Raw genomic sequence first — 22,959 nt, 5'->3', positions numbered from 1 at the left:
GTTGTGATCGTTCCCACGCAGAGCGTGGGAACGATTAACATCAGGCCTTGCGCCAAACCCCTTTCCCGCTCAACCGCCCCCGATCATGGGCCGCGGTAAAATCCTGCGCCGGCCCTTTCGGCACAATCCCGGTCGGATTGATGGTCTTGTGGCTGCCATAGTAGTGGTTCTTGATGTGGGTGAAATCCACCGTCTCGGCAATCCCGGGCCACTGATAAATCTCCCGTAGCCAGTTCGACAGGTTCGGATAATCGGCAATCCGCCGCAGATTGCATTTGAAGTGGCCGTGATACACCGCATCAAAACGAATCAGCGTGGTGAACAGGCGAATATCCGCTTCGGTCAGGTATTCACCCGTCAGGTAACGGTTCGCGCCCAGCAGTTGCTCCAGCCGATCCAGCTCGGCAAACAACTCATCGAACGCCTCTTCATAAGCCTGCTGCGAGGTGGCAAACCCGGCGCGATAGACGCCGTTGTTCACTGCTGGATAAATCCGCTCGTTCAGGGCGTCGATTTCGCTGCGCAGCGGTGCCGGGTAGAAATCCAGGTCATTGCCGGTCAAGTCATCGAACGCACTGTTGAACATGCGGATGATCTCCGCCGATTCATTGCTGACGATGCGGTTGGTCTGTTTATCCCACAACACCGGCACGGTGACGCGGCCGGTGTAGTCGGCGGTATCGGCGGTGTAGCGCTGGTGCATGAAATTGAAATGATCGAGCTTGTCGCCGGTCGATCCGAGGTTTTTATCGAAGGTCCAGCCGTTTTCCAGCATCAACCAGCTGACCACCGACACGTCGATCAGGCTTTCAAGGCCTTTGAGTTTGCGCAGGATCAGCGTGCGGTGGGCCCACGGGCAGGCGAGGGACACATAGAGGTGATAGCGACCGGCCTCGGCGGCAAAACCACCGACGCCGCTCGGGCCTGGCTTGCCATCGGCGGTCAGCCAGTTGCGACGCTGCGCCTGTTCACGCTGGAACGCGCCATCCTTGCTGCTTTGGTACCACTGATCCTGCCAGCGACCTTCGACTAACAAACCCATGTGCCTGACTCCTCAACCTATAAGCGTTGGAGAGGAGTCTATGCGCATAGGTTCGAACAAAAAGCGCAAAGGTTGGGCTGTTATGATCGATTAAATCGATCGGTCCCGGGCGTCCCAATATTGCTGGGCGGTTTCGAAGGCTTGTTCGCGGGGCTGGCCGAGGCCGCGCAAGGCCAGGGCCATGGTCGAGATCAGCGCCATTTGCGGGTAGCTGTCGACCACGTCGCCACGCCATACGGCTTTCAAGTGCTCCGGGTCCAGGCTCGCCGGTTTGACGTGGCGCTGGCTCGACAGCTGCGGCCATTCTTCATCCCAGCTTTCGCCGCCGGTGGTGCCATACAGGTGACTGTCGGCGTCCGGGTTGATCTCAATCTCGCCGCCATCGCCCTTGACGACGATTGCCATGTCCCCGAGCAGACCGCTGGCATCGCGATGCACCGCCTGGTAGCCGGGGTGGAAAATGCTTTGCAGGCCACAACGGGCGCCCAGTGGGTTGAGAATCCGCGCCAGGGAATGGATCGGCGAGCGCAGGCCCAGAGTGTTGCGCAGGTCGATCATTCGCTGAAGCTGGGGGGCCCAGTCCACCAATGGCATGAACGCCAGACCGCCCTGATCGAGGGCCGCACCGACCTGCTGCCAGTTGCGGCACAACGGTATGTTCAGCGTCTCGAGCAGTTGCTCGCTGTACAGCCGCCCCGCCGTGTGCGCGCCACCGCCGTGCATGAAGATGCGCACGCCGTTCTGCGCCAGGCACTTGGCCGCCAGCAGATACCACGGCAAATGCCGCTTCTTGCCTGCGTACGTCGGCCAGTCCAGATCGACCGCCAGCGCCGGTGGGTTCAGGCGTTCACGCAAGGCTTCGGTGAACCCGGCCATTTCCTCGGCGCTCTCTTCCTTGTGCCGCAACAGCATCAGGAACGCGCCGAGCTGGGTGTCCTCGACCTTGTCGTCGAGCACCATGCCCATGGCTTGGCGGGCTTCTTCGCGGGTCAGATCGCGGGCGCCGCGTTTGCCTTTGCCAAGGATCCGCACGAATTGGGCGAACGGGTGCTCGGCGGGCGTTTCGAGGGTCAGCGCTGGATAGTCGGTCATAAGCAATTCGTCGGTTTGGGCAGGCCCGCCAGTTTTGCGGCGAGTTTGGCAGGGGTGCCTTTGAACAGTCGGTTCAGGTGCAGGCTGTTGCCCTTGTCGGGGCCGAGCTTCAATGCGGTGTACTTGATCAGCGGGCGGGTGGCCGGGGACAACTGGAATTCGTCGTAGAAACTGCGCAGCAGTTCGAGGATTTCCCAATGTTCCGGGCTCAACTCGATGTCTTCGGCGGCGGCGAGGGCGGTGGCCACCTCGGTAGACCAGTCGCTCAGTTCCACCAGGAAGCCGTCCTTGTCCAGTTCAATGGCGCGGGCGCCAACGGTCAGGGATTTCATAGCCAACTGTTGACCTTGTCATAGTGAATCGACAGTTCGACGAAGGCCGGGTAGTCAATGGCACTGGCCCAGTCCGGAACTTGCAGAGCCCGGGCCTGCGCGTCTTCGGCCAGTACGAACAGTTTCAGGTTGCGAGCATGCAAAGAGCTGAATGGCGCGGTGCCTGGCTGCAGGGCATAGGTCGCATCGCCACTCAGCAGCAGCGCATCGTTGGGGCCGATCACGCGCAGGCAACTGCCCAGGCGCTCGTCGCCGAAAGGGGAATGAGACAACACATGCAAAGTCGACATCAGAGGGTGATCACCTGGTCGTAACGGTCAATAAGGGCGGTGATGTCCTGGGCGCTCAGTACCCGGGCTTCTTCAAGCGACAGACCTTTGGGGTCCAGGCCTCGGGCCGCTACGCTTTCAGCGCACACGAACAGGTCTTCGACGCCAAACATCGGCAAGGCTTGCAGGTTGGCGCTCAGGTCTTTCTGCTGCAATGCCTTGGCGTCCTGTTTCGCGGCGAGTTGGAACACGCCGTCATCAAGAAACAGCAGCCCGATCGGCAGATCGAAGGCGCCGCCGGCCAATACAATGTCCAGCGCTTCCCGCGCATTCGGCCCGGACCACGGCGCCTGACGGCTGATAATCAGCAAGGATTTAGCCATCTCACGCACCTCCGAAACAGATCAGACGGTCAGCGTCCTGCACCGCGTCATGCAACTGGCCAAGGCCGGACAATTCCCACGGCGCGCCCACGGCGACCGCTTCACGCTGATAGCGCTGGGCTTCTTCCTCGTTCAGCACGCCACGACGCAGGGCGGCGGCGATGCAGACCACGCCATCGAGTTGATGCTCGCTGACAAAGGTGCGCCATTGCTTGGGCAAGTCCTGCTCATCCTGAGGCGTGACCACACTGCCGGACGCGTTGTAGACGCCATCCTGATAGAAAAACAGCCGGACAATCTCATGCCCGCCGGCCAGCGCGGCCTGGGCGAACAGCAAGGCACGGCGCGAGGAGGGCGCATGGGCGGCGGAAAACAGCGCAATGGCGAATTTCATGACGGACTCGATCAGCAAAACTGCGGCCATGATAAAGCTTTATCGGCAGGGCGGCGAAGGGCGTTTACTCGCAGACCGAGTCGCTGCCATCGCGAGGATTATTTGGTCAGCCCGTACAACTCGCAATACTCAAGCCAGTCCATGCCGGCCATCTTTGCAACTTCCTTGTGCACTTCCATGCGTTGGGCCTGATATTCCTCGGGCGTGGCGGTGGTCAGTTGCAGTGTCAGCTCCCAGGCAAACAAACCCAGGCGCTCGGCCTCGGCTTCGAACGCTTCATGCAAGCGTTCGTCGCGGTACTGCGCCACTGTCTCGCCTTTGGCCTGGGCCAAGAGTGGGTTGAGGTTGTCCAGTTCGAGGCGCAGCTCAGGGCGTTCATCGAGAAATTTTCTCAGCGCCTGTTCGTGTTGCTGTTCGGTTGCCGCCATGGTCACTCCTTGAGGGGATTACGAAGACTGCTTTTTACTCGCCTTGGCAGCCGCGGCCAGACACTCAAGGGCAAACTGCTCGGTGTAGGTCATCTGGATTGGCGTGGTTTCGCCTTTGACGGTTCTTTCGCCGTCGAGAATGTAACGAATCCGCTTGTCGGTGACGCCAATTCGCTTGGCGATCCAGGCCGGCGTCTGGCCGATCTGGCTGATCAGCTTGTCGGCGTAGTCGGTGGAGGGTTTGTAGAACTCGGCGTTGGGTGTCATGGCTTTCCTGAAAAGTGGGCGATGCGAGGCTATCGGCGCGACAGGGTGCGCGAATCGTTGCGCGGTGTCGCGGTATAAATGAAGTAAAGCAGAACGATACGCCGCGCCGCGGTGGTACAGTCCGCTTTTTCCTGATGAGCGAACGCAATGCGAATTCTGATGGTGGCGCTGGCCGCAACCTTGCTGGCGGGCTGCGCCGGATCGGCGATGAACGATGCCCGCAGCAAAACCCCGTACAAAACCCTGACCTCGGACAAACCGGAAAAAGTCGTCGCCCAGTGCGTGCAGTTTGCCTGGCAGGACGAGGCGGTGTTCGGCGTCGATGCCGGTGCGTATTTGCAGCCGGGCAAGAAGGGCGGCTCGACGGTCTACACCCGTTCGGCCGAATCTTTCGTGGACGTGACCAGCGATGCTTCAGGCACGGCCTTGAGCTACTACGCCCAGCATGATGATTTTGTTGCCAAGCGTCGTTTGGCGGCGTTGGCGACCTGCCTGTAAGAGGTTTATGAGGCAGTCCCCCTGTGGGAGCGAGCAGGCTCGCTCCCACAACGTTTGCGTTTTAATCAATCAAACGCTTCTGGAAAAAGAAACGCTTATGGCCTGGCGGATAATCGGCAATCTGCCCCAGTTCGCTGAAGCCGTGTTTTTTGTAGAACTCCGGCGCCTGGAAGTCGAAGGTGTCCAGCCAGATCCCGATGCACTCTTTCTCCCGCGCCAGGTCTTCGGCCATCTGCATCAGCTTCGAGCCCAGCCCTTGGCCCCGTGCCTGGTCCGGCACCGACAACAACTCAATGAAAAACCATTGGTAAAACACCCGGCCATAAAGCCCGCCGAGAATCTCGTCGTTGTCATCGCGCACCAGCAAGGCAATCTGCTCTGACACCGTGGGCCCGGCCTTTGAGGCGTTGTAGGCGCGCAGCGGTGTGAGGATTGCTTCGCGCTCTTCCTGAGTGGCGTTTGTCGACAGTTCAATTCGCAGGGTCATGGGCTACATCCATATGGCAAAGAGGGAGCCTATCGCGATCGCAGTTTGTTTGGAACTCCCGGGTGCGCCGGGAGGTCTAGCCTCAATAATGTCATTCGCAATGCACCCATGAGGACCGCCCGTGGATATCTTTGAAGCCTTGCGCGAAAGCCATGATCGCCAGCGTAGCTATGCCGTCGCCCTGATCAAGACCCACGGCGACACCCCAGAACGGCTAGAGGCTTACAAACAGCTCAAAGCCGAACTGCACGCCCACGCAACGGCCGAAGAACGCCATTTCTACATCCCGTTGATGGCATTCGACAATGGCATGGACCTGAGTCGCCACGCCATTTCCGAACACCATGAAATGGACGAAATGATGGAGGAACTGGACGAGACTGAGATGTCCAGCGCCGCTTGGCTGATCACTGCCAAAAAGCTCTCGGAAAAGGTCCATCACCACCTGAAAGAGGAAGAGCAGAAGTTCTTTCAAATGGCCGGCAAACTGCTCGACAACAAGCAAAAGGAATCACTCGCCGGGCAGTACCAGAAAGAATATAAGGCGCAGTTGCCCTGACCTGAAGCACGCAATCATTTGTTGCTTTGGCGTGTAGGCCAATTGGATTTCAAGTAACACCGACCCTCTGAATCCGTTCTGAAGGATTGGACAGAGCGTTAGAAAAAAAGAAGCCCGGCAACCATGCCGGGCTTTTCTGTTTTCGCCTAACATGGACGTCTTCTGACGAAAATAGGGATGGATTGTCATGTCGAACACAGCCGAGCGGGTCAACATCATCGAGTCTCAGGTGTTGTCCCACAACTGGTATCTGCTGAAGAAAATCACGTTCGATTACCTGCGCAACAACGGCGACTGGCAGCGCCAGAGCCGCGAGGTCTACGACCGTGGCAACGGCGCGGCGATTCTGCTGTTCAACCGCGAGAAGAAAACCGTCGTGCTGACTCGCCAGTTCCGGTTGCCGGTGTTCGTCAACGGCCATGATGGTTTGTTGATTGAAGTGGCGGCGGGGCTGCTGGAAGGCGCTGCGCCTGAAGAGCGCATTCGCGCTGAAGCTGAGGAAGAAACCGGCTATCGCGTCCACCATGTGCAGAAGGTGTTCGAGTCCTACATGAGCCCCGGTTCGGTCACGGAGAAACTGCATTTCTTTATTGCCGAGTACGACGCCTCTTCGAAAGTCAGCGAGGGCGGTGGGCTGGAAGACGAAACCGAAGAACTGGAAGTGCTGGAGTGGAAATTCGACGACGCCCTTGAGGCGTTTTATCGCGGGGAGATCTGCGATGCCAAGACCATCATGCTGCTGCAGTATGCGGCGATGAAGGACATTTTCGGACCGGTCTGAGTCGGCGGGGTGTGCCTGGATCGAGAGAGCGTTCAGGCACAATGGTCGAGCGTTTCGGCACAGTAATCAGCCTTTGCTCTCTCTAGACTCGTGCTTCACGCCAAGACACCGATGAGGTCACGATGAACATCCGAATTATCCTATCCGCATTGTCCATGGGGGTCGTCCTCACAGGGCACGCAGCCGACTTCTCGCTGACAAGCCAGGATATCGCTGAAAATCACCCGCTGACCAGTCGCGAGGTGTTCCAGGGCTTCGGTTGCGAAGGGGGAAATACGTCTCCGCAACTGTCCTGGTCCAACGCCCCGGCGGAGACTAAAAGTTACGCGATCACGGTCTACGATCCTGATGCGCCGACCGGCAGCGGCTGGTGGCATTGGACAGTGGTCAACTTACCGGCTTCAACCAAAAGTCTGCCAAGCGGGGTCGGTTCGAACCTGCCTGCCGGAGCCGTACAAGGACGAACCGATTATGGCCAACCGGGATTTGGCGGAGCGTGCCCTCCTGTGGGGGATAAGCCCCATCGCTATCAATTCACTGTATGGGCGTTGAAAGTCGACAAGTTGCCACTCGACAGCCAGGCCAGCGGAGCCTTGGTAGGCTATATGCTCAATGCCAACGCCTTGGCCAAAGCGACCATCACTTCAACTTACGGACGTTAAGAACGATGCGCCCTTGTGACGGCATCCAGCACCGGGAAAACATTATCGATGCGTGTGTCATCCGGGCGCGGCAGCCTCATACCTTGCAACGGGTGCCGATCTTCGCGACTGCCTTGTGTCGAGTGCGACAGGGGGAAAAACTGTTGCAATGGGATGACCGGGAGATGCGCGCAGGGCCGCAACATCTGATTCTGTTGCCGGCCGGGCGTGAGCTTGGTATCTCGAACTTCCCCGGTCTTCACGGTCACTACATCGCCGATGTCGTGACCTTTCCCGGTTCGACACTGCGCAACTTCAGCAGCCGATATGGCCGGCAGATCATGAATGGTCACCGTGCCCCGAAGACAGATCTGTGTGTTCCTCTGGACAGGCACACGACGCAGGCATGGGATCAATTACTGGCCGCCATCAATGCCAACGCGCCGGATGCATTACGCACCCACTATGGGGAAGCGGTTCTGCTCAGCCTGGGCCTCAATGGCCAGGCCGGACCGCTGCTGATGGATCGCAATGATCCACTGTGCGAGCGTGTGCAGCAGTTGCTGATGGGCAGCCCTGAGAGCGACTGGACGGTTGCGAGCGTCGCTCAACACCTGAATCTCGGTGAGTCGACTTTGCGTCGCCAACTGGCCAATGAGGGGAGCAGCTTCAGGAATATTCTGGAAAGCGTTCGACTGGCGACCGCGTTGCAATGGTTGCAAACCACTTCCCGGCCCATCGGTGAAATTGCCGGTGCCAGCGGCTACGCCTCGGCCTCACGTTTTGCCGTGCGCTTTCGCTCACATTACGGTCTGTCGCCACGGGAATTGCGCGCGGCGATTTAGGTATTCCTGTGGCCTGTAGGAGCGAGGCTTGCCCGCGAAGAATGCGCCGCGGTTTTTCAGGTATTACACGTCATCGTTCTTCGCGGGCAAGCCTCGCTCCTACAGGATTTTTGTCGCGGCCAAAAAACGGCCTTGATCAGGCCGTTTTTTTGCGGGCGTTGAACAATGGGATCACGGCATTTCCGGCAATTCCTGCGGCCGTAAATCAAACACCAGTACCTCGGCATCCACGCCATTGCTCAAGGTCAGCACCTGTTCTTTGCGAACCCGTACGCCGTCGCCTTCCTGCAGCTGCAGGCCGTTCAGCTCGACACTGCCCCGCGCCACATGCACATAGGCGTAGCGATCGGCAGCCAGTTCCAGCGTGGCGCTTTCCTTGCCGTCGATCAGGCCGGCATACACCCGCGCATCCTGCCGGACTTTCAACGAGCCCTTGGCCCCATCGGGGGAGATGATCAACTGCAAGCGGCCGCGTTTTTTCTGGGTGCTGAAATGCTCTTGCTGATAACGCGGTTTGGCGCCGCTGACGTCAGGCACGATCCAGATTTGCAGGAAGTGCACCGGGCGTGTCGATGAGTGGTTGTATTCACTGTGCGCCACGCCACTGCCGGCACTCATCAGTTGCACGTCGCCAGGGCGGATCACCGAACCGGTGCCCAGCGTGTCCTTGTGTTCCAGCGCGCCTTCGAGCACGTAGGAGAAAATCTCCATGTCGCGATGAGGGTGCTGTCCAAAGCCTTTGCCTGCGGCTACGCGGTCGTCGTTGATCACCAACAGGTCGGAAAAGCCCTGTTCCCGTGGGTTGCGGTAGTTGGCAAAGGAAAAGGTATGGAACGACTTCAACCAACCGTGATTGGCCGCACCGCGATCCGAAGCTTTGCGAAGGGTCAGCATGATGAAATCTCCTGTCAGGACGTGAATTCGTCCGAGTGAGGAGAAGGTTAATGTTTACCTTAAAGTGCAGTAAGTAGATGAAAATTGAAATACTGTCTCGCATAGGTTGACAGTTGTGTGAACGGGTTCATGTATGCTTGTTGTTACATGTGGCCATAATGTCGGGCGCCAGACCCGTGGGCGGCGCAATGGTATTGAACAGTTCTCTATTAGTGACCTTGAACCCATGAAAACCGTGGCAATGGTGTTGTTCCCAGACTTTCTCCTGCTCGACATGGCCGGCCCCATGGAAGTGTTTTCCATCGCCAATCGTTATCTGCAACCGGCGGACCGATACGAGCTGTTGACCATCGGCACCGTGCAGGGCGCATTGCGGGCCTCCAACGGCGTGAGCGTACTGGCGGATCTGCACATCGATCAGGCTAACGAGCACTATGACCTGTTGCTGGTGCCAGGCGGGCCGGGGGCCTACAACGAAAAGTATCCGCCGCTGCTCGACTGGCTTCGGGGAGCCATCAGCCGTGCTGACCGATACGGGTCGATCTGCACCGGCGCGTTCGTGCTCGGGCATGCCGGATTGCTGGACGGCTTTCGCGTGACCACTCACTGGCATTACACCGAACGACTGATCAAAGGCTTCCCCAAGGCTGTCGTCGAGACCGATCAGATTTTCGTGCAGGACCGCAACCTCATCACTTCCGGCGGTGTCACCGCCGGTATCGACCTGGCGCTGGCGGTGGTTGCCCAGGACCACGGCAAGAAAGTCGCCCAGGATGTGGCCAAAGTGCTGCTGGTGGTGATGAAGCGCCAAGGCGGGCAGGCGCAGTTCAGTCCGTTGATGGCCGCGGTGGGCCCCCAGGAAACGCCAGTCACCCGGGTTCAGAACCATGTGCTCGAACACCTCGACGAAGCGTTCGGTATCGAGCGTATGGCCAGTCTGGTGAACATGAGTGCGCGGCACTTCGCCAGGGTTTTCACCCGGGAAGTGAATATGACGCCGATGGAGTTTCTGCAAAGCGCGCGCATCGATCACGCCAGGAATCTGTTGGAAACCAGCGAGCTGCCGCTCAAGACCGTAGCCTATAAAAGTGGCTTCGGCAGCGTGCGGCACATGCGATTTCTTTTCAGTGAAAAGCTCGGCCTGACCCCCACCCAGTACCGCGAGCAGTTCAGTTAACGCGCTGTTGTCCGTCGTGCGCACCGCGATGACCGTGACGCTCCTCCCATGGCCGTTGTACCGTCAACCATGCCTGCCAAGATACCCGTGAACTCTTTTTTGGGAGGTGCGGAGCCTGGATGGGCGGGATCGATGGAGCTTGCAGTTCCTTGAGCCGAGCCAGGTTTTCAGCATATGAACGTGCATGAACAACCTCAGAGAGATAAACAGTGACACGGTGCTGCGGTTCGGGCCCTACGCATTCCACTTGCATCAGCGGTTGATCCTGGACGGTAATCGGCCGCTGCGCATGGGCGGGCGAGCCCTGGACATTTTGCAGGTGCTGGTTGAGCACGCTGGTGCGGTGGTCAGCAAAGAGGCGCTGATTGCCCACGTATGGCCGACCTCGGTGGTCGAGGAAATCAACTTACGCGTCCACATCGCCGCCCTGCGTCGAGCGCTCGGCGATGGGCCGAACGGGCAGCCTTATATCGTTAATATTCCCCAGCGCGGTTATAGCTTCATCGCCCCGGTGCAGCACGATCGGGCGGGCACGCCGGTGCTGGTCGAAACCGTGCACAAGCCTCAACACAACTTGCCTGCGCGGCTCACACCGGTGACCGGTCGCGACTCGATCGTCGGCAGCGTGGTTCGGCAGTTGCCGGTTCGACGCTTCATGACCCTGATCGGCCCTGCTGGTATCGGCAAGACCACCGTGGCGTTGCGCGTGGCCGAGTTGCTGTTGCAGCACTATCGGGATGGTGTCTGGATGGTTGACCTGGCGGCCATCGATGACCCGTCGCAGCTTGTCGATCATCTGTCGCGCACGCTGGAACTGGACATTGGCGCAAAGGCGTTGGCGCAACGGCATGCCTTGGTGGTGCTCGACAACTGCGAACACCTGCTCGAACGTTGCAGGACAGTGGTGGACGATCTGTTGGCCTCGGCACCTCGACTGTCGATCCTCGCCACCAGTCGCGAACCGCTGCGAGCAGCGGGGGAAACGCTGCTGCGGTTACCGCCCCTGACGGTGCCGCCAGCCTCGGTGATTTATAGCGTGGACGAGGCCATGGGGTATTCAGCGGTGCAGCTGTTGGTCAGCCGCGCCCGAGCCCGTCAGCAAGGGTTTGCCTTGCGTCAACAGGATCTGAAGGCTGTGCGTGAAATCTGTCGTCGGCTGGATGGCTTGCCCCTGGCCATTGAGCTGGCGGCGGCGCAGATCGATGCATTGGCGCTGGTGGGGTTGCAAGCGCAACTGGGCAACTGTTTTCAGCTGTTGAGCCAAGGTCGACGCACCGCCGTGCCACGGCATCAGAATCTCAAAGCCGCACTGGACTGGAGCTATGAACGGCTGAGCCCGTTGGAACAGATCGTGTTGCAGCGGCTGGCGGTGTTCAAGATGGCGTTCTCCCTGGACGCAGCGATTGGCGTGGTCAGTGGCGCGATGTTACTGCCCGCAAGCCTGGTTAACGTGGTGGAGAGTCTGGCGAATAAATCGCTGCTGTCGGTGGAGCAGGGCAGCGGCGTGACGCGCTACCGTTTCCTCAATACCACGCGCACCTACGCCCTGGAGAAACTCGAAAACAGCGGTTACTTGCGTGCCTTCGAACTGCGTTATGAGCGCTACATCAGCCGGGCCCACGGGACATCAGTCGGGCAGGTCGTGCTGCAACTCGTCGAGTAACCGCCGGACTTTGATCAGGTCCGGTGTGGCGAAGCCTTCGGTGAAGCGCTGGTAAATCGGCGCCAGCAGCTCATGGGCTTGCCGGAAGTGGCCCTGACGCTGCCACAACTGGGCCAGCGATGTCGCACTGCGCAGTTCCCAGGCCAGCGCTCCCTGGTTTTTTGCCACGGCTAAAGCCTTGAGCAGCACCGCCTCGGCCGCGTCAGCACTGCTCGGGCAATCCTGCGCCAGTAACGCGTCGGCCCGAGCCCGCAGAATTTCTGCCGTGCTCCAGCCCGCCGCGCCGTTTTCGGCCCGCTCCAGCAACGCATCATCGATGAAACGGCTGCCCAGAGTGACCATGATTTCCTTGACCAACCCGGTGTCCGTTCGCGGGGATGAGGGCGCATCAGTTCCGTCGATCACCTGCGCGTAATGTTTGGCCCAGGTGTAGAACAGCAACACCGAGTGTTTCTTCGCCTGCTCAAGCAGCAAGGCCAGGAGCTCGCGGGCGACCGGCGTGTTGCCGTTGTAGTGGGCGATCAGGCAACCGGACAGCGCCAGGGTGTAGCAGATGGACGTGCCATGATTGATTTGCATCGCGATGTCGAGCGCCTGTCGTGCGGTATGCCAGGCTTTTTCCGGGAGCCCTTGCAGCCAGAGAATGCGCGCCAGAATCGTCAGGGCCGCCACGCTCTGGTCGTATTGCACGCCAAAGCCATGGGTGAAGCGGTTGAGCTGGCCGCTCTGGGCCAGACGTTGAATGACCTGTTCGGCATTCTCCCGCGCCAGTGCCTGATCCCCGGCAAAATGCAGGGCCAGGACCCGCAAGCGTTGGGTGCTGAGGGCCGTCATCGCGTCGTCGTGCGGCCTCAACCGCTCGAATTGGCGGCTCTGCTCCAGGGCCAGTTGGTAGTTGCCGCAACTGAGATCAACCGCCAGGTGCCCGGAAATCGCTTTGAGCTGACCGGCCATATCGTTGCAGTGTTCGGCCAGGTGTTTGGCGCTGACGAAGGCTTCGACGGCTTCGGTGCTATTGCCCTGGGTGTGGTAGCAGGAACTGCCGAGGGCAAGCTTGAGGTTCATGGTCAAACGCGGACAGGGCTGGTGCGTCGTTTCGAGCAACGCCAGGGCTTTGCGCACGTACGCGCCGTATTCCTTGAGCAGCGACAGCTCTTGCCAGAGCGGTGCCGAGGTCGCGGCGAGACGGATGGCCAAGGCCTGCGGCCCTTGAGCGTTCAAGCCCCAATCCAGGACTGCACGAATGTCGTCCAGGCTGCGGGCGTAACGCTCGGTCCAGCGCTCGCTCTGGGTGTGTTCCCATTCACTTTGCGCCTGCTGCATCAAGGCCAGGCAGCATTCGGCGTGGCGCTCTCGGGTGTCCGCCAGCTCTTGGGCCTGGTCGAGTTTTTCCAGCGCATAGCCACGCGTGGTGTCGAGCAGACGGTAGAACACTTCTTCATCGCCGACTTCCACGTTCAGCAATGACTTGGCCACCAATTGGGTAATCGAGGCAAACACCACATCGGGCTCGACGTACTGGCCGACAATCACGGCAGCCGCCGATTCCAGGGTAAAAGCGCCCCGGAATATCCCCAGTCGGCGCAGGCACGTCTGCTCGCAGGCATTGAGCAGTTCGAAGCTCCAGTCCAGCGTGGCGCGAAGGGTCTGATGGCGGCCCATGGTGGTCGGGCAGCCTTGGGCGAGCAGGCGAAAGCTGTCTTGCAGTTGCGACAGCAAGCCGCTCAAACCCAGGTTGCCAACTTGCGCCGCCGCCAGTTCGATCGCCAACGGAATGCCGTCCAGACGTCGGCAGATTTCAATCGCCAGCGGCAGGTCGGCTTCGCTCAGTTCGAAGCTGTCGTGGCTGGCCATCGCCCGCTCGACAAACAATTGCAGCGCCGAAAACGTCAGGGCCTGAGCGCGGTCGAGCAGGGCGATGGGCGGCGGGCAGTCCAGTGATTCCAGGCGCTGCACGTATTCGCCTTCGGCCCGCAGGCTTTCGCGACTGGTAGCCAGAATGTGCACTTGGGGTGCCGCGCGCAGGATGCTTTCGCTGAGCAACGCAATGGCATCGATCAGGTGTTCGCAGTTGTCGATGACCAGCAGCATCTGCCGTTCGCGCAAGCATGTGGCGAGCCCGTTCATGGGGTCGGCGTCATGCAACGGCAAGCCCAGCGCTGTCGCCAGGTGCGCGCCGATCATCAAAGGGCAGTTGATCGGTGCCAGGTCCACCAGGCGAATGCCGTCTCGATAGCGACCGATCAGTTGCTCGGCGACGCGCAGCGCCACGGTCGTCTTGCCGATCCCGCCGGGGCCCACGAGGGTGATGAAACGTTGCTGTGAGAGTTGCGCCAGCAGTCTGTCGACCAGGGCCTGACGGCCGATCATGCGAGTCCGGCGCACCGGCAGGTTATGGCCGCCCGGTTCATTGGCGTCGTTTTGGGGATGTTGTTCGATGGACTCCAGGGAAAACGGCGCGACAAAACTGTAGCCGCGCTGGGCGACGGTGACGATGTAACGCTGGCCGGCCTGACCGTCACCGAGGGCTTTGCGCAGTGCCGCCATGTGCACGCGCAGGTTGGTGTCTTCCACTACGCTTTTGGGCCAGACCCGCGCGATCAGTTGCTGCTTGCTCACCACCTGGCCTGCGTGCTCCAGCAACATCAACAGAATGTCCATGGCTTGCCTGCCCAGGCGCAGGGGCTGGTCGGCCTCCATCACCAGGCGTTGGCCAGGGTAGATCCGGTAGGGGCCGAAATGGATGGCCTGTTCGGGGGTAAGGGTCAACGGGTCACTCCTGCTTGCATCCGTCTATCGCGCGGTATCCAGGCATATTCCTAAGGTTTTTTCGGTAGCGCAACGTGGCGTCATACATCTCGGCAGCAGGTGCAACGGCTGTGGCCTTGCCGTCGGTGCCCGGCGGCCCCGTATTTATTGGACTCGGCGCTGGTGAACGGCACGCCGTGGCCATGGGTGTACGGCAGAAAATTAACAACGTTTAACTCGTACCGATCCGGTCTACGCTCAAAAATCCATTTCTTCAAGTAGCCGAAGGTATCGGCCTTTTTGCAACAGAAAGTGCAACAAAAAGCGTGCCGCAAAAAGGACGAACACTTCTGGAGGAGCCGGAATGAGCAACGTGGTGGTGGTCTATCACAGTGGTTACGGGCACACCCGGGTCATGGCCGAAGCCGTGGGCCTGGGGGTGGAACGACACTTGGGCAGCACCTGTCGGCTGATTCCGGTGGAGGAAGTGGACGATCACTGGGAGCGCTTGCACCGTGCCGATGCAATCATCTTCGGCGCCCCCACCTACATGGGCAGCGCCTCGGCAGCCTTCAAGGGTTTCATGGAGGCCACCGCCTCGTTCTACCTGGCCCAGCCCTGGCGCGACAAGCTCGCTGCCGGGTTTACCAACTCCGGATGCCTGTGTGGCGACAAGCTCAATACCTTGCTGCAGATGGCGGTGTTCGCCGCCCAGCACTCGATGATCTGGGTCGGCCTCGACCTGCTGCCGGCGCGCAGCAGCCTCGGCCTGTTCGACGGGCAGTTGAACCGGCTCGGCAGTTCGCTGGGGGCGATGGCCCAATCGAACGTCGAGCAATCCCCCGAATTTGCTCCGCCCCTGGAAGACCGCCGCACCGCCGCACATTTGGGCGAGCGGGTGGCGCGCCTGGCCGAACGCCTGGCTCAAACCTCTTGTTAATCGTCGTAAACCCATGCATCAGGAGAGTCGTAATGAGCACCTTTACTACCCGAGACGGCACCGAGATTTACTACAAGGACTGGGGCACCGGTCAGCCGATCGTCTTCAGCCACGGTTGGCCGTTAAACGCCGACAGTTGGGAGTCGCAGATGATCTTCCTGGCCTCCAAAGGCTACCGGGTCATCGCCCATGACCGCCGTGGTCACGGTCGTTCGAGCCAGCCATGGTTCGGCAACGAAATGGATACTTACGCCGATGACCTGGCGCAGTTGATCGAGCATCTGGATCTGCAAAACGCTGTGTTGTTCGGTTTCTCCACTGGCGGTGGCGAAGTGGCGCGCTACATCGGTCGCTACGGTACTGGACGCGTGGCCAAGGCCGGGCTGATTTCATCGGTGCCGCCGCAGATGCTCAAGACCGAGGCCAACCCGGGCGGCCTGCCGATGGAAGTGTTCGACGGTATTCGTCAGGCGTCTTTGGTCGACCGTTCGCAGTTGTACAAGGATCTGGCCAGCGGTCCGTTCTTCGGTTTCAACCGGCCGGGTGCCAAACCTTCGCAAGGCATGATCGACTGGTTCTGGCTGCAGGGCATGGCTTCCGGCCACAAGAATGCGTACGACTGCATCAAGGCGTTCTCTGAAACCGACTTCACCGAAGACCTGAAGAAGTTCGACGTGCCGACCCTCGTGGTGCATGGCGACGACGATCAGGTGGTGCCGATTGAAGCCTCGGGCATCGCCTCGGCAAAACTGGTCAAGGGCTCCACATTGAAAGTCTATCCGGGAGCTCCACACGGCCTGACCGATACCCACAAGGATCAACTCAACGAAGATCTGCTGGCGTTCATCAAGGGCTGATCAAAATCAAAGGCGCCGGCGCCTACAGGGACATGTGAGCACCTGTAGGCGCTGGCGAAGGCTGCGATCTTTTGCTGTTGTGAGAGGGAAGAGTACGCATGGCACGGCAGCGCCAGGCAAACGGTGTGATGCCTTCGCTGCGGGTGAAGATATGGGAGAAATGCGCCTGGTCGCAGAAGCCACATTCCAGGCTGATTTGCGTCAGGGTCAGGTCGGTGTTCTGGATCAATTGTTTGGCTCGGGCAATGCGTTGCTGTCGGATCCAGTCCTGCGGCGAAACACCGGTGCTGCATTTGAACGCACGGGAAAAATGACTGCGCGACAGGGCACAGACCCGTGCCAGTTCGGTCACTTCCAGGGTGTCGTCGAGGTGGTCGAGGATCAGTTGCTTGACCAGAGTTTCGCGCCAGGGGCTAAGGCCCCCCGTGGTTTTTTTTTGCGTTTCAATGGCACACGCCTTGATCGCGTTTTGCTGAATGAGAGCCATGGCCAATGTCCGTGTCGATGGGCGCGCGCGGATGCACTGCACGGTGGGTCAGCACGTTCCCTTGTCTGAAAAACAAGTCTGCGCAGAAGGCTTCATTCTTGGCCGCGAGGACTTTGGCTTGCGAGTTAAACGTTGTTAATTCCGCAGTCAGGCTTAAGGGTGAAAATGCGCCAACTGAGCACATCACTGCAATTCGCGCCGATGCACGGTCATGCAAGATGGGCGACGTGTAGCGGCCTGGACTGGGCCGCTTTTTCTGGCTCGATCAAGGGTGATCTCATGAAGCAATCCCGCGTTTGCACACTTGGCGGACTTGGCCTGGCATTGGCGCTGATGTCTGGCATCAGCCTGGCCCAGGCACCGGCTCAGGTGAACACTCAGGTGCCCGGTTATTACCGGCTCGCGGTGGGCGACTACGAGGTGACGGCGTTGTTCGATGGCTACAACGACCTGTCGCCCAAACTGCTCGAGGGGCTGACCCAAGACCAGATCCGCGCGTTGCTGGCTCGTCGTTCGATTGAAACGCCGGGGGTGCAAACCGCGTTCAATGCGTTTCTGGTGAATACCGGCAAACAATTGATTCTGGTGGATACCGGAGCAGGGCAGTGCATCGGTGCCACGGCGGGCCAACTGTCGGCGAACATGAAAGCCGCCGGTTACCAGCCGGAACAGGTCGATACCATCCTGCTCACTCACCTGCATCTGGATCATGTGTGCGGGTTGGTGGATGGGCAGCAAAAGCCCGTGTTCGCCAACGCAACGGTGTACGCGGCCAAGGCAGAAGCCGATTACTGGCTTGATCCCCAGGCCATGGCCAAGGCACCGGCCGGTGCCAGGGAATTCTTCAAGATCGCCCAGGACTCAACCGCGCCGTATATCGCGGCGGGCCGTTTCAAAACCTTTACTGCCGGGCAGTCGCCAGTGCCGGGCGTTGTCGATGCCGAGCTGGAGGCCGGGCACACACCGGGCAGTACCACGTATCGGTTCAACTCCCAAGGTCAGAGCATTCTGTTCATGGGCGATCTGGTGCATAACCTGGCGGTGCAGTTCGAGCATCCTGAGGTGTCAATTCGTTTCGACGTCGACAATCAGCAGGCGATCAAGAGCCGCGCCAAGGTGTTCAGCGATGCGGCGGCCAGCAAGATCTGGGTCACGGCGGCGCATTTGCCGTTTCCGGGTGTCGGCCATATCACCGCGGTGGACAAGCATTTCCAGTGGGTACCGATCGAGTACGGGCCTTACAAACGAGCGGCGAAAGTGCCGATGATCGAGTAAAGTCCGACACACTTGCGCCTGGCTGAACACAAAAGGGAACCGTGCCCATGAACCGTAACGATCTGCGCCGTGTCGACATGAACCTGCTGGTGATTTTCGAAGCGCTGATGTTCGAAAAGAACCTGACCCGCGTCGCCGAAAAACTGTTCATGGGCCAACCGGCGGTGAGCGCGGCACTGGGCCGGTTGCGTGATTTGTTCGACGATCCGTTGTTGCTGCGCAACGGTCGCGGCATGGAGCCGACGGCGCGGGCGCTGGCGATTCTCAAGGAGCTGCAACCAGCGATGGACACCATCTCGGGGGCGGTCAGCCGGGCCAAGGAATTCGACCCGGCCAGCAGCTGCGATGTGTTTCGTATCGGGCTGTCGGACGACGCCGAGTTCGGGCTGTTTCCGCCGTTGCTGCGCCAGTTGCAGGAAGAGGCACCGGGGATCGTGGTTGTGGTACGCCGTGCCAATTATCTGTTGATGCCGACGTTGCTGGCGTCGGGGGAAATCTCGGTGGGGGTGAGTTACACCACGGATCTGCCGGCCAATGCCAAACGCAAAAAACTGCGCGACATTCCCTGCAAAGTCCTGCGCGGCGATGACCGCCCGGAGCCGCTGACCCTCGACGATTACTGCACACGACCCCATGCGATGGTGTCGTTCTCCGGCGACTTGAGCGGCAACATCGACGTCGATTTGGCCAAGGTCGGCCGCACCCGCCGCGTGGTGCTCGGCGTACCGCAATTCAGTGGTTTGCGCGCGTTGCTCGCTGGCACGGAAATGATTGCCACTGTCCCGGACTATGCCGCGTGCGCGTTGGTGGAAGGCTGTGCGTTGCGGGCTGAAGATCCGCCGTTCCCCATCGACGCGGCGCAACTGTCGATGGCCTGGAGCGGGGTGCATGACAACGATCCTGCCGAGAAATGGCTGCGGTCGCGGATCAGCCAGTTCATGTCGGCCTCGCTGGATATTCCGGCTGTGTAAGGCGAAACCGCGCCGCGCCGTTCGTCCGAAACAGCCGCACACCTATAAGTTCTGACAGTAGCGCGTGCCCGCGCGTCGGTGTGTGATTCATTCAATGCTCTTTCGGGGGCCGGATCGATCATGCACAGGGACAGAACAATGAACATCGCTACCGCCACAGTGAACGCCGGCAGCCCACCGCCTCCTGTCATCCAGGAAAGCGCCAATCAGTCCCTCCTCAATCCGGTGGACGTGAGGAATACCCTCACGATCGAGGTGACCGATCCGACGTTGCAGCCCACCGACCAGGTGAGTGTGGCCTGGACAGGTGCACCGGGCTCCGGAGCAAACGGCTCTCTCACTACGGCTTTCATCAACGCCGGTAACACTCGGCCGCTGGTGATTCGAATCCCGGTTTCGCTAGTACTCTTCAATCTGAGCCAGACGGTGACGGTGACTTACACCATCATTCGCGGCACCGCTGCACCCGTGACTTCAGAGCCACAGGTCGTGTACGTGCTGCCTCTGGCGCAACGCGATTTGCCTCGTCCCTTCATCACCCAGGCAGAACAGTCCGGGGAAGGTCCGATACTGGACATCAATGGCCTGACCGACATTACCCTGCGTATCAACGCGTGGCCCTTGAGCGCTCGGGGTCAATTCCTTTGGTTGTGGCTTGAGGGCAAGAACGCCGACGGCAGCGATTTCCGTATGAGGTACTGGAGTGCGCCGAGCAATGTCATCACTGACGAATTCATCCGTTTCGGTTTTTACGAGCGAAGCCACTCCGCCAATGCCTTGCAAGGGCTCAAGGACCGCAGCGTACTGACCCTGAAGTTGATGGTGGGGCTGCAAGGGAGCCCGGATGAGTCCCTTGCCCAGCCGTTTGCCCATCGAAACTATATCGTCCTGACAAACGCAGCGACCCCGCCCGCGATCTTGTCGGTCACCGGTCCCGACGGCCAGGACATCGCCGATGGCGCAGACACCCCTCACACTAGCGTTACGTTAAGCGGCAGTGCCGGGGCTGGCGGTGAAGTGGAAATTTTTGATGGGCCAACCCCCCAAGGCACGGTCATAGCTGTTGGTAGCGCCTGGACGTATAAGGTGGCTGTATTGACGGGCGGCTTGCACGTTTTCACGGTTAAGCTGGCGGATGGCAGTGGAGGGGCGTCCAGCCCATGGACAATCAACGTTGTGCTGCAAAACCTGGAGCTGACGATTGCAGAGGCGCCTGATAACGGCAATCTGGATCCTATTGCGGCATTGACGAGGCTGACGGCTGTCCTGGATTACAACATGCAGGCCGATGACAGGATCAGGGTCATCTGGACTGCTGCGCCAGGAACACCCGCTGCGGGCTCACACACCACCAATACCGTTCAGGCCGGCACTACCATCCGACCCAGGATAATCCAGCTGCCCGTTTCGCTGTTGGCTTTCAGCTTGGGCAAACGGGTGACGGTGAGCTTCGAATATGATCGCGGAACAGCACTCCCGGTGGTTTCACGGCCGCTTGTCCTGAACATCGGGACTATTCCGGCAAACTGGTTCGTCCCTCCGGTAATCACCCAGGCGAACGGTACGACGGTGCTGAATCTGGCCAATGTGCAAGCCGGGGCAACGCTCCTGTTTGGCGGTTGGCCGCTTATTGCCTCCGGTCAGCCGATCTGGCTGGATTTTGAGGGCCAGAACGCCAGTGGGGGCAGCCACAATCTCACCATGTGGACGGGCCCCAACTTCGCAGTCCATCGAAGTTGGGTGTTGAACGGCCGCTACAGCGTTACCGTTTTGTACAGTTATTTGAAGGATCTGGCGGAAGGCAGCCTGTTGTCCATTCACTTCAGGGTCAATTTGGATCAGGTCCCGAATCCGGCGACGGCGGTGGTCTTCGCCGCACGTCAGTACACCATTCGGGCCATTCCTTGAAGAAGGGCTGGCGGGAGGTGTGTTTAACGGCGTTTATCGTTACTTGATGAAAGCTACAGATCCTTGCGCCGTTGCCTACGACTGCGCCAGAATCCGCCGGCTTGTGCGCTTTGGGCCTGGTCTTTATCGTTTCCGTATCGCTGCCAATCAGCGATCGGGTTTAGCGACCTGAACAGGTATAAGCGCAACAACGCTCCGTCATATTGCAGGCATTCCATGTCTGCAGTTTCGATATGGTGGCTGTGCGCGGGAGGCCCTCGGGTCTGCCGGGTCTTATACCTCTCGGTTCGCTAACCTGCGTACAGCCGCCACCCTTACTTGTTTAGCGACAGGTACTGGTGGTTCCATCAGGTATAACGGAGATTCACCATGTTCAAAGCCACACCTAATCCGCCAGCAACCGATGACGTTTCCCCCTACGATCCCCTCGATCCCAAAAAACTCAACGAAGCCGCCGAACGCGCCCTCGATCACTACCTCAAACCGTCTGACACCAAGTCCCCACGCAAACCGAGCACGATTTACACCGTCGCCCCGGACATCAACATCGAAGAGCTGCTGACCAATGCCTGCGAGTCCTTTGCCTCGGCCAAGGTGATCGCCAGTGACTGCGCCGGATTTCTGGAGGGGCCGCAGCGCAATACGATACTGGGCGTCGCGCAGCTCATCATGTTCGGCGAGTTGGCGGTGAGTCGGGCGCTGGACAGTCTGGAGCTGAAGGCCAACCCGGCCCTATGACCTGAGGTCAAACGCTGACCCCTGTGGCGAGGGAGCTGGCTCCCGCTCGGCTGCGCAGCAGTCGTAAACCCTGTACATGCGGTCTACCTGATGCAATTGGGTCGAATGGTTTTGGGGCTGCTTCGCAGCCCAGCGGGAGCAAGCTCCCTCGCCACAATTCCCGCGGTACAAAGAGAGCACGTACATTCAATTTTTCCCTACCCCTTGGCGGCACTATTCAATCCAATGATTGAACAGGGGTGAGTCATGAACGCTTCGCAAAGGGATGAACAGGCGCGGGATGTCGGGCTGCTGTTTCTGCGGGTCAGCGGTGGTCTGTTTCTGCTGTGGGTTCACGGCTTGCCCAAGCTGCTGGACTTCAGTGCGCAACTGCAACTGATCGAAGACCCGTTCCACCTCGGTGCCCACCTCACCCTCAGCCTGGCGATTTTCGCCGAAGTGCTGTGCCCGCTGCTGATTGTCGCTGGTGTTCTGGCGCGTCTGGCGTGCTTGCCTATTCTGTTTGTGCTGCTGGTGGCGCTGCTGGTCGTGCACCCGCAATGGAGTGTGGCCGAAGGGCAGTTCGGCTGGCTGTTGTTGATCATCTTCACCTCTGTGTTTATCGCCGGGCCTGGACGGCTGGCGCTCAATGTTCGTTTGCCCGGAGTGCTCCGTTATGTCTGAAGCCCAAACTCAAAAAGCGCCGGGGTCCGATGAGATCGTGACGCTGATCGTCAAGCACCGGGTCAAGGCCGGTTTCGAAGCAGCCTATGAAGCCTGGCTGCGCAACATCGTCAGCGTAGCGGGGCGCACGGAAGGGCATCTGGGCGTGGACGTGATCCGCGGCAAGAACGCGGGCCTGGACATGTTCACCTGCGTGCTGCGCTTTTGCTCCACCGAGGCCATGCAGCACTGGCTCGATTCGCCGCAACGTCAGTCGTTGATCGATGAAGCCGCGCCGATGCTGGCCGACGGCGACCAGACCGAGGTCAACCCGGTCAACGAATTCTGGTTCGCGCCGCTGGCCGATGCCGCCTCACCGCCACCGCGCTGGAAGCAGGCCGTGGTGTCGTTGCTGGTGATTCTGCCGCACACCTTGCTGGTGCCGCTGCTCTGGGGGCCGCTGCTCAAACTCAACGCTTTTCTCTCCAACTACCTGGTCGCCACGTTCCTGATCACCCTGACCATCGTGGTGTCGGTGGTGTACGTGTGCATGCCGGCCGCGACTCGCTTGTTTGCGCCGTGGCTGACGGCCAGTCAGCCACGGGAGCACCTCGAATCCAACGCAAATTCGCCGCGCTGAA

General features: G+C 59.9%; 27 protein-coding genes. 15 read left to right on the top strand and 12 right to left on the bottom strand.

Going from position 1 to position 22,959, the window contains the following annotated elements; all coding sequences use genetic code 11:
• Positions 1 to 40: 40 nt before the first annotated feature.
• From AC07VO_RS25245 to AC07VO_RS25210, 8 genes are all read right to left on the bottom strand, one after another.
• Positions 41 to 1,042 carry a glutathione S-transferase family protein gene (locus AC07VO_RS25245; RefSeq protein WP_086944983.1) on the bottom strand — a complete coding sequence of 334 codons (1,002 nt, stop codon included), beginning with the start codon at positions 1,040 to 1,042 and terminating at the stop codon, positions 41 to 43.
• Positions 1,043 to 1,132: 90 nt separating this feature from the next.
• Positions 1,133 to 2,134 carry a glycosyl transferase family protein gene (locus AC07VO_RS25240; protein ID WP_086944982.1) on the bottom strand — a complete coding sequence of 334 codons (1,002 nt, stop codon included), beginning with the start codon at positions 2,132 to 2,134 and terminating at the stop codon, positions 1,133 to 1,135.
• On the bottom strand, positions 2,131 to 2,466 hold the full coding sequence (locus AC07VO_RS25235; protein WP_018925534.1) for a TusE/DsrC/DsvC family sulfur relay protein: 336 nt from the start codon (positions 2,464 to 2,466) through the stop codon (positions 2,131 to 2,133). Before AC07VO_RS25235 ends, AC07VO_RS25240 begins: the two co-directional genes overlap by 4 nt.
• Entirely contained in the window at positions 2,463 to 2,756 is a 294-nt protein-coding gene (gene tusB / locus AC07VO_RS25230) for a sulfurtransferase complex subunit TusB (RefSeq protein WP_086944981.1), read from the bottom strand. Before tusB ends, AC07VO_RS25235 begins: the two co-directional genes overlap by 4 nt.
• Positions 2,756 to 3,118 carry a sulfurtransferase complex subunit TusC gene (gene tusC, locus AC07VO_RS25225; RefSeq protein ID WP_018925536.1) on the bottom strand — a complete coding sequence of 121 codons (363 nt, stop codon included), beginning with the start codon at positions 3,116 to 3,118 and terminating at the stop codon, positions 2,756 to 2,758. The genes tusB and tusC overlap by 1 nt, the downstream gene beginning before the upstream one ends.
• A 1-nt stretch (position 3,119) precedes the next feature.
• Positions 3,120 to 3,512, bottom strand: coding sequence for a sulfurtransferase complex subunit TusD (gene tusD, locus AC07VO_RS25220; protein WP_026345734.1), 393 nt, complete (start codon positions 3,510 to 3,512; stop codon positions 3,120 to 3,122).
• Between the two features lie 98 nt (positions 3,513 to 3,610).
• A complete protein-coding gene (locus AC07VO_RS25215) occupies positions 3,611 to 3,940 on the bottom strand; it encodes a DUF6388 family protein (RefSeq protein WP_086944980.1) in 330 nt (109 codons plus the stop codon).
• 18 nt (positions 3,941 to 3,958) lie between these two features.
• A complete protein-coding gene (locus tag AC07VO_RS25210; RefSeq protein WP_007941139.1) occupies positions 3,959 to 4,207 on the bottom strand; it encodes a hypothetical protein in 249 nt (82 codons plus the stop codon).
• Between the two features lie 147 nt (positions 4,208 to 4,354).
• Here AC07VO_RS25210 and AC07VO_RS25205 point away from each other — a divergent pair, with 147 nt between their 5' ends.
• Positions 4,355 to 4,705, top strand: coding sequence for a hypothetical protein (locus AC07VO_RS25205; RefSeq protein ID WP_086944979.1), 351 nt, complete (start codon positions 4,355 to 4,357; stop codon positions 4,703 to 4,705).
• A gap of 61 nt (positions 4,706 to 4,766) precedes the next feature.
• Here AC07VO_RS25205 and AC07VO_RS25200 read toward each other — a convergent pair whose 3' ends face one another.
• A complete protein-coding gene (locus AC07VO_RS25200; RefSeq protein ID WP_064618773.1) occupies positions 4,767 to 5,192 on the bottom strand; it encodes a GNAT family N-acetyltransferase in 426 nt (141 codons plus the stop codon).
• 121 nt (positions 5,193 to 5,313) lie between these two features.
• On the opposite strand from AC07VO_RS25200, the gene AC07VO_RS25195 reads away from it, so the two are divergent.
• The 4 genes from AC07VO_RS25195 (at position 5,314) to AC07VO_RS25180 (ending at position 8,018) form a co-directional block, all read left to right on the top strand.
• Entirely contained in the window at positions 5,314 to 5,751 is a 438-nt protein-coding gene (locus tag AC07VO_RS25195) for a hemerythrin domain-containing protein (RefSeq protein WP_018925540.1), read from the top strand.
• Positions 5,752 to 5,938: 187 nt separating this feature from the next.
• Complete coding sequence (locus AC07VO_RS25190; RefSeq protein WP_018925541.1) at positions 5,939 to 6,532, top strand: NUDIX domain-containing protein; 594 nt, start codon at positions 5,939 to 5,941, stop codon at positions 6,530 to 6,532.
• A 122-nt stretch (positions 6,533 to 6,654) separates the two neighbouring features.
• Positions 6,655 to 7,194, top strand: coding sequence for a kinase inhibitor (locus tag AC07VO_RS25185; RefSeq protein WP_086944978.1), 540 nt, complete (start codon positions 6,655 to 6,657; stop codon positions 7,192 to 7,194).
• 5 nt (positions 7,195 to 7,199) lie between these two features.
• On the top strand, positions 7,200 to 8,018 hold the full coding sequence (locus AC07VO_RS25180; RefSeq protein ID WP_086944977.1) for a helix-turn-helix transcriptional regulator: 819 nt from the start codon (positions 7,200 to 7,202) through the stop codon (positions 8,016 to 8,018).
• Positions 8,019 to 8,189: 171 nt separating this feature from the next.
• Here the strand turns inward: AC07VO_RS25180 and AC07VO_RS25175 are convergent, their stop codons facing one another.
• Positions 8,190 to 8,912 carry a pirin family protein gene (locus AC07VO_RS25175; RefSeq protein ID WP_018925544.1) on the bottom strand — a complete coding sequence of 241 codons (723 nt, stop codon included), beginning with the start codon at positions 8,910 to 8,912 and terminating at the stop codon, positions 8,190 to 8,192.
• 226 nt (positions 8,913 to 9,138) lie between these two features.
• Between AC07VO_RS25175 and AC07VO_RS25170 the strand changes: the two genes are divergently transcribed.
• On the top strand, positions 9,139 to 10,089 hold the full coding sequence (locus tag AC07VO_RS25170) for a GlxA family transcriptional regulator (RefSeq protein ID WP_018925545.1): 951 nt from the start codon (positions 9,139 to 9,141) through the stop codon (positions 10,087 to 10,089).
• Positions 10,090 to 10,273: 184 nt separating this feature from the next.
• Positions 10,274 to 11,752, top strand: coding sequence for an ATP-binding protein (locus AC07VO_RS25165; RefSeq protein WP_086944976.1), 1,479 nt, complete (start codon positions 10,274 to 10,276; stop codon positions 11,750 to 11,752).
• Here the strand turns inward: AC07VO_RS25165 and AC07VO_RS25160 are convergent.
• On the bottom strand, positions 11,717 to 14,521 hold the full coding sequence (locus AC07VO_RS25160) for an ATP-binding protein (protein WP_192351565.1): 2,805 nt from the start codon (positions 14,519 to 14,521) through the stop codon (positions 11,717 to 11,719). The two genes, AC07VO_RS25165 and AC07VO_RS25160, sit on opposite strands and share 36 nt — an antisense overlap.
• 343 nt (positions 14,522 to 14,864) lie before the next feature.
• Between AC07VO_RS25160 and AC07VO_RS25155 the strand changes: the two genes are divergently transcribed.
• Together AC07VO_RS25155 and AC07VO_RS25150 are read left to right on the top strand one after the other, a co-directional pair.
• Positions 14,865 to 15,440: a flavodoxin family protein gene (locus AC07VO_RS25155; protein WP_018925548.1), complete on the top strand. Its 576-nt coding sequence runs from the start codon at positions 14,865 to 14,867 to the stop codon at positions 15,438 to 15,440.
• 32 nt (positions 15,441 to 15,472) lie between these two features.
• A complete protein-coding gene (locus AC07VO_RS25150; RefSeq protein ID WP_064618763.1) occupies positions 15,473 to 16,297 on the top strand; it encodes an alpha/beta fold hydrolase in 825 nt (274 codons plus the stop codon).
• A gap of 22 nt (positions 16,298 to 16,319) precedes the next feature.
• On the opposite strand, the gene AC07VO_RS25145 is transcribed toward AC07VO_RS25150, so the two are convergent.
• On the bottom strand, positions 16,320 to 16,784 hold the full coding sequence (locus AC07VO_RS25145) for a helix-turn-helix domain-containing protein (protein ID WP_086944974.1): 465 nt from the start codon (positions 16,782 to 16,784) through the stop codon (positions 16,320 to 16,322).
• Between the two features lie 279 nt (positions 16,785 to 17,063).
• Between AC07VO_RS25145 and AC07VO_RS25140 the strand changes: the two genes are divergently transcribed.
• The 6 genes from AC07VO_RS25140 (at position 17,064) to AC07VO_RS25115 (ending at position 22,958) form a co-directional block, all read left to right on the top strand.
• A complete protein-coding gene (locus tag AC07VO_RS25140) occupies positions 17,064 to 18,059 on the top strand; it encodes an MBL fold metallo-hydrolase (protein ID WP_018925551.1) in 996 nt (331 codons plus the stop codon).
• Between the two features lie 47 nt (positions 18,060 to 18,106).
• The gene (locus tag AC07VO_RS25135) at positions 18,107 to 19,030 is read left to right on the top strand and encodes a LysR family transcriptional regulator (protein WP_018925552.1); all 924 of its coding nucleotides are present in this window, start codon (positions 18,107 to 18,109) and stop codon (positions 19,028 to 19,030) included.
• 138 nt (positions 19,031 to 19,168) lie between these two features.
• Complete coding sequence (locus AC07VO_RS25130; RefSeq protein WP_173861171.1) at positions 19,169 to 20,938, top strand: hypothetical protein; 1,770 nt, start codon at positions 19,169 to 19,171, stop codon at positions 20,936 to 20,938.
• Positions 20,939 to 21,307: 369 nt separating this feature from the next.
• On the top strand, positions 21,308 to 21,676 hold the full coding sequence (locus tag AC07VO_RS25125; protein WP_086944973.1) for a DUF6124 family protein: 369 nt from the start codon (positions 21,308 to 21,310) through the stop codon (positions 21,674 to 21,676).
• A 246-nt stretch (positions 21,677 to 21,922) separates the two neighbouring features.
• Positions 21,923 to 22,339: a DoxX family protein gene (locus AC07VO_RS25120; protein ID WP_064618759.1), complete on the top strand. Its 417-nt coding sequence runs from the start codon at positions 21,923 to 21,925 to the stop codon at positions 22,337 to 22,339.
• Positions 22,332 to 22,958: an antibiotic biosynthesis monooxygenase gene (locus AC07VO_RS25115; RefSeq protein ID WP_018925556.1), complete on the top strand. Its 627-nt coding sequence runs from the start codon at positions 22,332 to 22,334 to the stop codon at positions 22,956 to 22,958. The genes AC07VO_RS25120 and AC07VO_RS25115 overlap by 8 nt, the downstream gene beginning before the upstream one ends.
• Position 22,959 lies beyond the last annotated feature (1 nt).

It is taken from the genome of Pseudomonas sp. GW821-FHT03E01, assembly GCF_059420765.1.
Note: the sequence above shows the minus strand (reverse complement) of the source record. Positions and strands in the feature narration are given on the sequence as shown.

What these genes read in the sequence shown, in the direction of transcription:
- AC07VO_RS25245 (WP_086944983.1), bottom strand. Translation starts at nt 1,042, where the DNA reads ATGGGTTTGTTAGTCGAAGGTCGCTGGCAGGATCAGTGGTACCAAAGC.
- AC07VO_RS25240 (WP_086944982.1), bottom strand. Translation starts at nt 2,134, where the DNA reads ATGACCGACTATCCAGCGCTGACCCTCGAAACGCCCGCCGAGCACCCG.
- AC07VO_RS25235 (WP_018925534.1), bottom strand. Translation starts at nt 2,466, where the DNA reads ATGAAATCCCTGACCGTTGGCGCCCGCGCCATTGAACTGGACAAGGAC.
- tusB (WP_086944981.1), bottom strand. Translation starts at nt 2,756, where the DNA reads ATGTCGACTTTGCATGTGTTGTCTCATTCCCCTTTCGGCGACGAGCGC.
- tusC (WP_018925536.1), bottom strand. Translation starts at nt 3,118, where the DNA reads ATGGCTAAATCCTTGCTGATTATCAGCCGTCAGGCGCCGTGGTCCGGG.
- tusD (WP_026345734.1), bottom strand. Translation starts at nt 3,512, where the DNA reads ATGAAATTCGCCATTGCGCTGTTTTCCGCCGCCCATGCGCCCTCCTCG.
- AC07VO_RS25215 (WP_086944980.1), bottom strand. Translation starts at nt 3,940, where the DNA reads ATGGCGGCAACCGAACAGCAACACGAACAGGCGCTGAGAAAATTTCTC.
- AC07VO_RS25210 (WP_007941139.1), bottom strand. Translation starts at nt 4,207, where the DNA reads ATGACACCCAACGCCGAGTTCTACAAACCCTCCACCGACTACGCCGAC.
- AC07VO_RS25205 (WP_086944979.1), top strand. Translation starts at nt 4,355, where the DNA reads ATGCGAATTCTGATGGTGGCGCTGGCCGCAACCTTGCTGGCGGGCTGC.
- AC07VO_RS25200 (WP_064618773.1), bottom strand. Translation starts at nt 5,192, where the DNA reads ATGACCCTGCGAATTGAACTGTCGACAAACGCCACTCAGGAAGAGCGC.
- AC07VO_RS25190 (WP_018925541.1), top strand. Translation starts at nt 5,939, where the DNA reads ATGTCGAACACAGCCGAGCGGGTCAACATCATCGAGTCTCAGGTGTTG.
- AC07VO_RS25185 (WP_086944978.1), top strand. Translation starts at nt 6,655, where the DNA reads ATGAACATCCGAATTATCCTATCCGCATTGTCCATGGGGGTCGTCCTC.
- AC07VO_RS25180 (WP_086944977.1), top strand. Translation starts at nt 7,200, where the DNA reads ATGCGCCCTTGTGACGGCATCCAGCACCGGGAAAACATTATCGATGCG.
- AC07VO_RS25175 (WP_018925544.1), bottom strand. Translation starts at nt 8,912, where the DNA reads ATGCTGACCCTTCGCAAAGCTTCGGATCGCGGTGCGGCCAATCACGGT.
- AC07VO_RS25170 (WP_018925545.1), top strand. Translation starts at nt 9,139, where the DNA reads ATGAAAACCGTGGCAATGGTGTTGTTCCCAGACTTTCTCCTGCTCGAC.
- AC07VO_RS25165 (WP_086944976.1), top strand. Translation starts at nt 10,274, where the DNA reads ATGAACAACCTCAGAGAGATAAACAGTGACACGGTGCTGCGGTTCGGG.
- AC07VO_RS25155 (WP_018925548.1), top strand. Translation starts at nt 14,865, where the DNA reads ATGAGCAACGTGGTGGTGGTCTATCACAGTGGTTACGGGCACACCCGG.
- AC07VO_RS25150 (WP_064618763.1), top strand. Translation starts at nt 15,473, where the DNA reads ATGAGCACCTTTACTACCCGAGACGGCACCGAGATTTACTACAAGGAC.
- AC07VO_RS25145 (WP_086944974.1), bottom strand. Translation starts at nt 16,784, where the DNA reads ATGGCTCTCATTCAGCAAAACGCGATCAAGGCGTGTGCCATTGAAACG.
- AC07VO_RS25140 (WP_018925551.1), top strand. Translation starts at nt 17,064, where the DNA reads ATGAAGCAATCCCGCGTTTGCACACTTGGCGGACTTGGCCTGGCATTG.
- AC07VO_RS25135 (WP_018925552.1), top strand. Translation starts at nt 18,107, where the DNA reads ATGAACCGTAACGATCTGCGCCGTGTCGACATGAACCTGCTGGTGATT.
- AC07VO_RS25130 (WP_173861171.1), top strand. Translation starts at nt 19,169, where the DNA reads ATGAACATCGCTACCGCCACAGTGAACGCCGGCAGCCCACCGCCTCCT.
- AC07VO_RS25125 (WP_086944973.1), top strand. Translation starts at nt 21,308, where the DNA reads ATGTTCAAAGCCACACCTAATCCGCCAGCAACCGATGACGTTTCCCCC.
- AC07VO_RS25120 (WP_064618759.1), top strand. Translation starts at nt 21,923, where the DNA reads ATGAACGCTTCGCAAAGGGATGAACAGGCGCGGGATGTCGGGCTGCTG.
- AC07VO_RS25115 (WP_018925556.1), top strand. Translation starts at nt 22,332, where the DNA reads ATGTCTGAAGCCCAAACTCAAAAAGCGCCGGGGTCCGATGAGATCGTG.